Here is a 10,226-nt window from a genome sequence, read left to right as displayed (position 1 = left end):
GCGTTTAATTTCGCTTTTCTCTGTCGAAGTTCTCAGGAGAACCTCGCTGACCCGGCGGCTTGTTTGCCGTTGTTCCGTCTCAGTGGGGCCGCATTATAGGGAGTAATTGAGATCCCGCAAGCATAAATCTTAAAAAACTTTTCGTTCGCTCATTTTCCAGGCAATGCGTCGATTTAGCGCCCTATTTGGGCGAAAGTTGCGCTAATTCTTTGGCAAATCCGGCCACCTGCTCCCAGTCGGTATACACCACTTCTTTACTGGTATCCGTTTCCCCACCGGTCATCTTCATAATGAGGCGAATCATAAAGCGGTCAAACCAGCGATAGCGAGGGTAACGTAGCGCGCCAGCGAACACGGCGCAGGCGTTTGGCTGCCATGGTGAACGCAGCAGGAACTTACGTGTATAGCCGTTGGTCTGCGGAGAACGCTTCTCTGGTTTGCGTGCTACCAGATTCACCGCAAAGAACGCGCTCGGAATCGCCTGCAGCGCCGTCGTGTTCTTCTTAACAAAACGATCGAGCGCAGAATGGAAATGGCCGTAACGAATAGAAGCGCCAATCACCACCCGGTCATACAGCTGCCAATCAATACTTTCCGTACGATTCAAGTCCACCATAGCGGTATCCACACCCAACTCACTGAGCTGCGAGCAAAGATAGGCCGCAATTTCGCGCGTCTGCCCATCACGGGTAGAAAAGAGCATTAATGTTTTCAACGCTGACTCCTGTTATTCGCGCCAGAATGTTGGGGTAAACAGCACCAGCAGCGTAAAGACCTCAAGACGACCAAACAGCATATTCGCAATCAGGATCCACTTCGCCACCGGATTCATGCTGGCAAAGTTATCCGCCACCACGCCGAGCCCAGGGCCGAGGTTGTTCAACGTCGCCACCACAGAGGCAAACGCAGAGAAGTCATCCACGCCGGTCGCGATGATTGCCAGCATGCTAATAATAAAGACCAGCGCGTAGGCGGAGAAGAATCCCCATACCGCCTCAAGGATACGTTCCGGCAGCGCACGGTTACCCAGTTTAATGCTGTAGACCGCATTCGGGTGAACCAGGCGTTTCAGCTCGCGGTTCCCCTGTTTGAACAGCAGCAGGATACGAATGACCTTCAAACCACCACCCGTTGAACCTGCACAGCCACCGATAAATGCCGAACATAAAAGAAGAACCGGCAGGAACAGCGGCCAGCGCGCGATGCTGTCGGTAGTAAAGCCCGCGGTCGTCGCCATCGAGACCACCTGGAAGAACGCCTGGTTAAGCGTCGTCACCGCCGAGCTATAGATGTCATGGAACCACAGCACCAGGGTGCAGATAATCACCAGCGTCAGTTGTACCCCGATAAACATGCGGAATTCCGGGTCACGCCAGTACACCTTCAGGCTGCGTCCACTTAATAAAGAGAAGTGCAGGCCGTAGTTACAGCCGGAGATCAGCAGGAAGATAGCAATAATGGTATTGATGGTGGGACTATTAAAGAAGCCAACGCTGGCGTCATGCGTGGAGAAGCCGCCGATGGCAATAGTCGCAAAGCTGTGGCCAATCGCATCAAACGCGGGCATCCCGGCAAACCACAGCGCCAGCGCACAGGCCACAGTTAATAGTACGTAAATGAGCCACAGCGTTTTCGCCGTTTCGGCAATTCGCGGGCGCATCTTGTTGTCCTTCAGCGGCCCCGGCATTTCCGCTCTATATAGCTGCATCCCACCTACGCCAAGAATAGGCAGGATTGCCACCGCCAGCACAATGATCCCCATCCCGCCAAACCACTGCAGCATTTGTCGATAGAAAAGGATGGCGTGGGGCAGCGAGTCCAGCCCTACCAGCGTGGTCGCCCCGGTGGTTGTTAAACCGGAGAACGATTCAAAGAACGCATCGGTGACCGTCAGGTTCGGCTGTTCAGAGAAGATAAACGGTAGCGCACCCACGCTGCCCAGCACCGTCCAGAACAGAACAACAATCAGGAAGCCTTCGCGCGATTTCAGTTCGCCCTTCTCCCGACGGTTCGGCCACCACAGCAGCGAACCAATCACCAGCGCGACAAAAAAGGTTTGAGTAAATGCGCGCCCGGCGCCATCGCGGTAAATCAGAGCCACCAATCCCGGGAGGATCATTGTCCCCGAGAATAAGATGACCAGAAGTCCAACAATTCGAGTAATGGCACGAAAATGCATTTCCGGCGCGTCCTTTGATAATCAAAAAAAGTCAGGAGGGGGATTATTCGTCAATCGCCAACAATTGCAATGAACCACGACTAAAATCCGCCAGTCTTGCGGAAAAATCATGCACTTTTGCCTGCGGCAGCGCGATACGGAGCTGTACCGACGCCTGATAATCACTGGCAACAATCTGCCCGGCATACTGCCCAACCAGCGACTCAATGCCCGCAAGCTGTCCGTATTCACATAGCAGAGTATATTCGGTTAACGGCGTTTTGATCTGCGTTGTGAGCAGATTGAGCGCCTGCTGCACGCCACCGCCGTAGGCTTTTACCAACCCACCGGTACCTAACAAGATACCACCGTAGTAGCGAACCACTACGGCGGTGATTTCACCGACACCGCTGCCCATCAGCTGAGCGAGCATCGGTTTACCGGCCGTACCCGCCGGTTCACCATCATCAGAGAAGCCAAGCTGCTGTGAATCATCCGGTCGACCCGCCACCCACGCCACGCAGTGGTGGCGGGCATCTGGATGTTCGGCACGTACAGACTCAACGAACGCTTTCGCCGCCACCACCCCGTCGGTGTGCGCCAACAGGGTGATGAAACGACTCTTCTTTATCTCTTCAACGAAGGTGACCGGCTCGGCCGGTATTCGCCAGCTTTCCATTACGCCAGTTTCAGGTCACGCGTCATATTTTCGATATTGTTCTCGTGAATAACCACGTTATCTTCAATACGAATGCCGCCAAACGGCTTCAGCGCTTCAATTTTCTGCCAGTTGAAGTGCTTGCTGAACTGACCTTCACGCCACGGCGCGAGCAGAGACTCAATAAAGTAGATGCCCGGTTCGATGGTCAGCACCATGCCGGGTTGCAGCACGCGGGTGCAGCGCAGGTATGGATACTTAGACGGTGCTGCCAGATGCGTGCCGGTGTCATCCTGCATAAAGCCAGCGACGTCATGCACCTGCAGGCCCAGCGGGTGGCCAATACCGTGCGGCATAAACGGTCCGGTCAGGTCATTTTCGACCATCGCTTCTTCGCTCATATCGGTCACGATCTGATGCTTACGCAGCAGTTTGGCGATACGCTGATGGAACTGGATGTGGTAATCCACGTAGCTGGTGCCCGCCTTCATGGTGGCAATCAGCGCCAGCTGTTCAGTGTTCACATCTTTAATCAGCTGAGCAAATTCATTGTCGCTGTGTGCCGCCCAGGTACGGGTAAGGTCAGCGGCATAGCCGTTATATTCCGCCCCAGCATCCAGCAGGAAGCTGCGGATTTCAGCCGGTGCGCGGTGATCCAGCTTGGTGTAGTGCAGCACCGACGCATGCTCGTTCAGCGCCACGATGTTGCCGTAAGGCACATCGGTATCGCGATGACCGGTAGCCGTCAGATAGGCCTGGTTGATATCAAACTCGCTCATGCCGGAACGGAAGGCTTCTTCTGCCGCACGGTGGCCGTTGACCGCCATCTTCTGCGCTTCACGCATACACGCCAGCTCATAGTCAGTCTTATAGGCGCGATAATAGTGCAGGTAGTCAATCACCCCTTTCGGGTTGATGTTGCTCGCAGCAATGCCCAAGCCCAGCGCACGCTCCGGAACCGGACCAATATAGCCGATGTTGCCACGTGCAGCGGGCAGCTGACTGCCAATGCCGTCCGCTTTTGGCAGCGCAATGACTTCAACCTCTTCTGTCCAGAACGAGGTCGGCAGCGGTTCGACGTTGTGCCAGTAATCAACCGGCAGGTAGAACCACAGCTTCGGTTTATTAACGCCGTCCACCAGCAGCCAGCAGTTTGGCACCTGAGTCACCGGCACCCATGCTTTGAACTGCGGGTTGACCTTGAACGGGTACGCGTGGTCATCCAGAAAAACATTCATCAGCTCGCCAGAGTGGATAAGCAGCGCATCGAGTTTGAAACGGTCGAGTGCGTTACGTGCTCGCTCTTGTAAGGTAACAATATGATTTTTATAGAGTGCGGCCAGTGATTCCATGATTTACCCTTTTGATTTTTTTACCCTTTAGTCACCGCATATTAGCACACCTCTCCCACCCTGCGTGATTTCCGCCGGACGTGATCCGACCAGCAAATATTTAAAGTCTTGTTTGCATTTATTTAACACAAAATACACACTCCTGATTATCTGGTATGACCAGATCACTTTGCTGGATTCAGGAGACTGACATGCTCTACAAAGGCGACACCCTGTACCTCAACTGGCTAGAAGATGGCATTGCCGAACTGGTGTTCGATGCCCCAGGCTCAGTTAACAAATTAGATACCGCAACCGTAGCCAGCCTCGGGCAGGCGCTCGACGTCCTCGAAAAACAAAAAGAGCTGAAGGGGCTGCTGCTTCGCTCTGAAAAGGCGGCCTTTATTGTCGGCGCGGATATCACCGAATTCCTTTCGCTGTTCCTGGTGCCAGAAGAACAGTTCAGCCAGTGGCTGCACTTCGCCAACAGCGTCTTCAACCGTCTGGAAGATTTGCCGGTCCCAACTATCTCTGCCGTCAACGGCTATGCGCTAGGCGGCGGCTGCGAATGCGTGCTGGCCACCGACTACCGTCTGGCAACGCCAGATCTGCGTATCGGTCTGCCGGAAACCAAGCTGGGCATCATGCCGGGCTTTGGCGGCTCTGTGCGTATGCCGCGTCTGCTGGGTGCCGATAGTGCGCTGGAAATCATCGCCGCCGGTAAAGATGTCGGTGCCGATCAAGCGCTGAAGATTGGCCTGGTCGACGGCGTCGTGAAGCAGGAAAAACTAATCGATGGCGCGCTGGCGGTACTGCGTCAGGCGATTAACGGCGACCTCGACTGGAAAGCCAAGCGTCAGCCGAAACTTGAGCCGCTGAAGCTCAGCAAGATTGAAGCCACCATGAGTTTCTCTATTGCTAAATCGATGGTGATGCAGACGGCGGGTAAACACTACCCCGCGCCAATCACGGCGGTGAAAACGATTGAAGCCGCCGCGCGCTTTGGCCGCGAAGAAGCGCTCAATCTGGAAAACAAAAGTTTTGTTCCACTGGCCCACTCTAATGAAGCCCGTGCTCTGGTCGGTATTTTCCTCAACGACCAATACGTAAAAGGTCAGGCGAAGAAACTGACCAAACACATCGAACCGCCAAAACATGCCGCCGTACTGGGTGCAGGCATCATGGGCGGTGGGATCGCTTACCAGTCTGCCTGGAAAGGCGTGCCGGTTATCATGAAGGATATAAATGAAAAATCGCTGACCCTCGGCATGACCGAAGCCAGCAAACTGCTCAACAAGCAGCTTGAACGCGGCAAAATCAACGGTCTGAAGCTGGCAAGCGTGATTTCAACTATTCAGCCGACGCTGGAGTATGCCGGTTTCGACCGCGTTGATGTGGTCGTTGAAGCCGTCGTGGAAAACCCGAAGGTGAAAAAAGCGGTACTGGCAGAAACCGAGCAGAAAGTGCGCCCGGATACCGTCCTGGCTTCTAACACCTCAACCATTCCTATCGGTGAACTGGCCGATGCGCTGGAGCGCCCGGAAAACTTCTGCGGCATGCACTTCTTCAACCCGGTGCACCGTATGCCGCTGGTTGAAATCATCCGCGGTAAGAAAACTTCAGAAAGCACCATTGCGAAAGTGGTCGCCTGGGCGAGCCAGATGGGCAAAACACCTATCGTGGTCAACGACTGCCCTGGCTTTTTCGTTAACCGCGTACTGTTCCCGTACTTTGCTGGTTTCAGCCAGTTGCTGCGCGACGGCGCGGACTTCCGCAAGGTGGATAAGGTCATGGAGAAACAGTTCGGTTGGCCGATGGGCCCAGCCTACCTGCTCGACGTGGTCGGGATTGATACCGCGCACCACGCGCAGGCGGTGATGGCGGCCGGTTTCCCTCAGCGTATGCAGAAAGATTATCGCGACGCTATCGATGCGTTGTTCGACGCCAGCCGCTACGGCCAGAAAAACGGCCTGGGCTTCTGGCGCTATAAAGAAGACAGCAAAGGCAAACCGAAGAAAGAAGAAGACGCGGCGGTCGATAGCCTGCTGGCAGACGTTAGCCAGCCGAAGCGCGACTTCAGCGACGACGAGATCATTGCCCGCATGATGATCCCAATGGTCAACGAAGTGGTGCGTTGCCTGGAAGAAGGCATTATCGCCAGCCCGGCAGAAGCCGACATGGCGCTGGTCTACGGCCTGGGCTTCCCTCCATTCCACGGCGGCGCGTTCCGCTGGCTGGATACGCTCGGCAGCGCGAAGTACCTTGATATGGCGCAGCAATATCAGCACCTCGGTCCGTTGTATGAAGTCCCGGCCGGCCTGCGCGACAAAGCGCGCCATAACGAAGCGTATTATCCTCCAGTTGAGCCAGCCAGTCCGGCTGGTGAGCTGAAAACGGCTTAAGGAGTCACGATGGAACAGGTTGTTATTGTTGATGCAATTCGTACCCCGATGGGCCGTTCCAAAGGCGGTGCGTTCCGTAACGTGCGCGCCGAGGATCTCTCCGCGCACCTGATGCGCAGCCTGCTGGCGCGTAACCCCGCGCTGGAAGCGGCCGCCATCGACGACATCTACTGGGGCTGCGTGCAGCAGACGCTGGAGCAAGGCTTTAACATCGCCCGTAACGCGTCGCTGCTGGCGGAAATCCCGCATTCAGTACCGGCAGTGACCGTGAACCGTCTGTGTGGTTCTTCCATGCAGGCGCTGCACGATGCGGCCCGCATGATCATGACCGGCGACGCACAGGTCTGTCTGGTTGGCGGCGTAGAGCATATGGGCCACGTGCCAATGAGCCACGGCGTCGATTTCCACCCGGGCATGAGCCGTAACGTGGCGAAAGCCGCAGGCATGATGGGACTCACGGCTGAAATGCTCTCCCGTATGCACGGTATCAGCCGTGAAATGCAGGACGCGTTTGCCGCTCGTTCCCACGCTCGCGCCTGGGCTGCAACACAATCTGGTGCCTTTAAGAATGAAATCATTCCGACCGGCGGCCATGATGCAGACGGCGTACTGAAGCAGTTTAACTATGATGAGGTCATTCGTCCGGAGACCACCGTTGAAGCGCTTTCAACGCTGAAACCGGCCTTCGACCCGGTGACGGGAACGGTAACGGCAGGCACCTCTTCTGCACTTTCCGACGGCGCTTCCGCCATGCTGGTGATGAGCGAAAGCCGCGCTCGCGAGCTGGGCTTAACGCCGCGCGCGCGTATCCGTTCGATGGCGGTGGTCGGCTGCGACCCATCCATTATGGGTTACGGCCCGGTTCCGGCCTCGAAGCTGGCGCTGAAGAAAGCCGGCCTGACCGCGAACGATATCGATCTGTTTGAGATGAACGAAGCGTTTGCCGCGCAGATCCTGCCATGCATTAAGGATCTGGGGCTGATGGAACAGATTGACCAGAAGATAAACCTTAACGGCGGCGCGATCGCGCTGGGCCACCCGCTCGGGTGCTCCGGTACGCGTATCAGCACCACCCTGCTGAACCTGATGGAGCGCAAGGATGTCCAGTTTGGTCTGGCGACCATGTGCATCGGGTTAGGTCAGGGCATCGCGACGGTTATCGAGCGCGTATAAAAAACGCGCCCCGTTAGTCGGGGCGCGCAGTATACCGTTATGGTTTGCCGGGCAAGCACAGCGCCACCGGCAAACACGCCGGATGGCGACGCAAGCGTCGCACAGGTCGACAACACAACAAAGTTTAGTTGCCGTTCTTCCCGCCTGTCAGGGGCGGGTTTTTTATTACTTATCAGATAAAGGCAAACGCATCGCCGAACAGGCGATCTTCACGCGCCTGACGTTCGTTGCAGAACAGGTCACGGGCAATCTTCGCCATTTCAAAACGACCAGCGATATAAATATCGTGATTCGCCAGCGTGCCGTAATCTTGCAGTACCGCCGTCAGTACGGTACCAGAACGTCCGCGCCACTCTTCTTCCGGTTGCTCAACTACCGGCACCACGCGCAGGTTCGGATGATTTACCGACAGTGCTTCCAGCTCAGAGAGATCGTACAGATGCTTCTCTTCACGGCCACCCCAGTAAATCGCCACTTCGCGGTTCGGGTTTTGCGTCAATGCGGTCAGCAGAATTGAACGCACATAAGAGAAGCCGGTGCCGCCAGCAATCAGCACTAACGGACGATCGTCTTCTTCACGCAGCCAGGCTTCACCGTGTGGGATATCGACAACCACTTCACGTTCTTTGAGGATGCGGTCCATTACCGCCATGGCGTACAGGTTCAGCTCTGACGCGCCGATATGCAGCTCAATAAACGCCTTTTCATCCGGCGTAGAAGCCATAGAGAACGGGCGCTTGTCACGTTCATCCATTACGACCATCAGGTACTGCCCGGCACGAAATGAGAAGTCAGCTTCGGGTACTAAACGAACGCGATATACCGTATCGGTAATGGCGTCCACCGAGGTCACTTTACAGCTTAAGGTTGTCATGCGCTCCCTCTGTCGGGTCTTTTCCTCATCACACTTCACGCTGCGGATGCGTTGTCTGCGGCGTGAAGGTCTCAAAGGAGATCATTATCATTTATCGTCGGAGAAAATGGCCAGCTCGTCCCAGATTTCATCGATACGCGCCGTAACGGCGGGATCTTTCTTAATAGGACGGCCCCATTCGCGCTGGGTTTCCCCAGGCCATTTATTGGTGGCATCCAGGCCCATTTTCGACCCCAGGCCGGAAACCGGCGAGGCGAAATCCAGATAATCAATCGGCGTGTTCTCGACCAGAACCGTATCCCGAGCGGGATCCATTCGGGTGGTAATCGCCCATATCACATCGTTCCAGTCGCGTGCGTTGACGTCATCATCGCAGACAATCACGAATTTTGTGTACATAAATTGGCGTAAAAACGACCATACACCCATCATTACGCGTTTTGCATGCCCCGCATACTGTTTTTTCATCGTCACCACGGCAAGGCGATAGGAACACCCTTCCGGCGGCAGGTAGAAATCAACAATCTCCGGGAACTGTTTTTGCAGGATTGGCACGAAGACTTCATTCAGCGCCACGCCCAGCACCGCGGGTTCATCCGGCGGACGACCGGTATACGTGGAGTGGTAGATAGCATCTTCACGCTGGGTAATATGCGTGACGGTGAAGACCGGGAAGCTATCCACTTCGTTGTAATAACCGGTATGGTCGCCATACGGGCCTTCCGGTGCCATCTCGCCAATCTCGATATACCCTTCCAGCACGATTTCCGCGCTGGCGGGCACTTCCAGATCGTTAGAAATACACTTCACCACTTCCGTTTTAGTACCGCGCAGCAGGCCCGCAAAAGCATACTCAGAGAGCGTATCCGGCACCGGCGTTACCGCGCCCAGAATGGTCGCCGGGTCAGCGCCAAGCGCAACGGATACCGGGAAGCGTTCGCCCGGATGCGCCGCACACCACTCCTGGAAGTCCAGCGCGCCGCCGCGATGCGACAGCCAGCGCATAATCAGTTTGTTTTTGCCAATCACCTGCTGGCGATAGATACCCAGGTTCTGCCGCTCTTTATGCGGGCCACGGGTCACCGTCAGACCCCAGGTAATCAGCGGCGCGGCATCTTCTGGCCAGCAGGTCATCACCGGAATGCGAGACAAATCAACGTCATCACCGGCGATAATCTTTTGCTGGCAAGGGGCGCCGCGCAGGCGTTTGGTTGGCATGTTCAACACCTGCTTAAACTGCGGCAGCTTGTCGAACAGGTCGCGGAAGCCTTTCGGCGGCTCCGGTTCTTTCAGAAAGGCTAAGAGCTTACCCACTTCGCGCAATGCGCTGACATCTTCCTGCCCCATCCCCATCGCGACGCGCCTGGGCGTGCCGAACAGGTTGCACAGCACTGGCATGTCGTAACCCTTTGGATTTTCAAACAGCAGCGCTGGACCACCGGCACGCAGCGTGCGATCGGCAATTTCGGTAATTTCCAGATGGGGATCAACCGGGAGGCTAATACGTTTTAGCTCGCCCTGCTGTTCGAGCAATGTCAGAAAGTCGCGTAGGTCATGGTATTTCATGGGGTAATTCTTGGCCTCCTGGTAAGCGCCTTAGTATACGGCGAATGGTCCTGTGATGCTGTAT

General features: G+C 55.7%; 8 protein-coding genes. 2 read left to right on the top strand and 6 right to left on the bottom strand.

The window, feature by feature from the left end:
- Nucleotides 1-181 precede the first annotated feature (181 nt).
- The 4 genes from hemG to pepQ are packed head-to-tail and all read right to left on the bottom strand — an operon-like array spanning nt 182 to nt 4,168.
- On the bottom strand, nt 182-715 hold the full coding sequence (hemG, locus tag GKAS_RS11680) for a menaquinone-dependent protoporphyrinogen IX dehydrogenase (protein WP_035894437.1): 534 nt from the start codon (nt 713-715) through the stop codon (nt 182-184).
- 12 nt (nt 716-727) lie between these two features.
- Nucleotides 728-2,179 (bottom strand): Trk system potassium transporter TrkH, encoded by a 1,452-nt coding sequence (gene trkH / locus GKAS_RS11675; protein ID WP_035894436.1) that lies wholly within the window; start codon nt 2,177-2,179, stop codon nt 728-730.
- A gap of 43 nt (nt 2,180-2,222) precedes the next feature.
- A complete protein-coding gene (locus GKAS_RS11670; protein ID WP_035894435.1) occupies nt 2,223-2,837 on the bottom strand; it encodes an IMPACT family protein in 615 nt (204 codons plus the stop codon).
- Complete coding sequence (gene pepQ / locus GKAS_RS11665) at nt 2,837-4,168, bottom strand: Xaa-Pro dipeptidase (protein ID WP_035894434.1); 1,332 nt, start codon at nt 4,166-4,168, stop codon at nt 2,837-2,839. Before pepQ ends, GKAS_RS11670 begins: the two co-directional genes overlap by 1 nt.
- 191 nt (nt 4,169-4,359) lie before the next feature.
- Here pepQ and fadB point away from each other — a divergent pair, with 191 nt between their 5' ends.
- Both fadB and fadA read left to right on the top strand, forming a co-directional pair.
- Nucleotides 4,360-6,549 carry a fatty acid oxidation complex subunit alpha FadB gene (gene fadB / locus GKAS_RS11660; protein WP_035894433.1) on the top strand — a complete coding sequence of 730 codons (2,190 nt, stop codon included), beginning with the start codon at nt 4,360-4,362 and terminating at the stop codon, nt 6,547-6,549.
- 9 nt (nt 6,550-6,558) lie between these two features.
- Entirely contained in the window at nt 6,559-7,722 is a 1,164-nt protein-coding gene (gene fadA, locus GKAS_RS11655; RefSeq protein WP_035894432.1) for an acetyl-CoA C-acyltransferase FadA, read from the top strand.
- A gap of 172 nt (nt 7,723-7,894) precedes the next feature.
- Here the strand turns inward: fadA and fre are convergent, their stop codons facing one another.
- Both fre and ubiD read right to left on the bottom strand, forming a co-directional pair.
- Complete coding sequence (fre, locus tag GKAS_RS11650; protein WP_035894431.1) at nt 7,895-8,596, bottom strand: NAD(P)H-flavin reductase; 702 nt, start codon at nt 8,594-8,596, stop codon at nt 7,895-7,897.
- An 87-nt stretch (nt 8,597-8,683) separates the two neighbouring features.
- Nucleotides 8,684-10,162 (bottom strand): 4-hydroxy-3-polyprenylbenzoate decarboxylase, encoded by a 1,479-nt coding sequence (gene ubiD, locus GKAS_RS11645; RefSeq protein ID WP_035894430.1) that lies wholly within the window; start codon nt 10,160-10,162, stop codon nt 8,684-8,686.
- Between the last annotated feature and the right edge of the window lie 64 nt (nt 10,163-10,226).

Source organism: Kluyvera ascorbata ATCC 33433 (assembly GCF_000735365.1).
GTDB classification, from domain to species: Bacteria; Pseudomonadota; Gammaproteobacteria; order Enterobacterales; family Enterobacteriaceae; genus Kluyvera; species Kluyvera ascorbata.
Note: the sequence above shows the minus strand (reverse complement) of the source record. Positions and strands in the feature narration are given on the sequence as shown.

Coding starts and splice junctions, on each gene's coding strand:
- trkH (WP_035894436.1), bottom strand. CDS start 2,179: ATGCATTTTCGTGCCATTACTCGAATTGTTGGACTTCTGGTCATCTTA.
- GKAS_RS11670 (WP_035894435.1), bottom strand. CDS start 2,837: ATGGAAAGCTGGCGAATACCGGCCGAGCCGGTCACCTTCGTTGAAGAG.
- fre (WP_035894431.1), bottom strand. CDS start 8,596: ATGACAACCTTAAGCTGTAAAGTGACCTCGGTGGACGCCATTACCGAT.
- fadA (WP_035894432.1), top strand. CDS start 6,559: ATGGAACAGGTTGTTATTGTTGATGCAATTCGTACCCCGATGGGCCGT.
- fadB (WP_035894433.1), top strand. CDS start 4,360: ATGCTCTACAAAGGCGACACCCTGTACCTCAACTGGCTAGAAGATGGC.
- pepQ (WP_035894434.1), bottom strand. CDS start 4,168: ATGGAATCACTGGCCGCACTCTATAAAAATCATATTGTTACCTTACAA.
- ubiD (WP_035894430.1), bottom strand. CDS start 10,162: ATGAAATACCATGACCTACGCGACTTTCTGACATTGCTCGAACAGCAG.